Below are 319 nucleotides of genomic sequence, written 5' to 3'. Positions count from 1 at the left end.
GTACTGGGCGCTGCTGTTGACCCGCCGGTACTGGTCGTCGTCGGCCGCCTTCCCGGCGACCGGGTGCATGTGCTCGACGAGCACGTCCGGCAGGTACCGGATGCAGCCGGCAGCCCGCCCCAGGTCCAACACGCTGTTGTCGCAGTACAGGTGCTCGACCGGTGCCGGCACCATCCGGCCCAGCGCGCCGACGACGTCGGCGGTCATCGCCCACTGGGTGGGCAGCCGCTCGCCCTGGTATCCGTCGTCGCCGTAGACGATGCCGGTGCCGAGCTGGCGTAGCTCGTCGACGTACCGGCCGGCCCACCCGACGGTGCGG

At 72.1% G+C, this 319-nt stretch carries 1 protein-coding gene; it reads right to left on the bottom strand.

Annotation, left to right across the window (positions count from 1 at the left end):
• Positions 1–319: hypothetical protein (locus tag IG99_RS43785; protein WP_037684635.1), on the bottom strand; the 319-nt coding region annotated here is incomplete at both ends.

The organism is Streptomyces griseus subsp. griseus (assembly GCF_000720255.1).
Lineage (GTDB): Bacteria > Actinomycetota > Actinomycetes > Streptomycetales > Streptomycetaceae > Streptomyces > Streptomyces griseus_I.
This window is presented reverse-complemented; position numbering and strand designations above follow the sequence as displayed.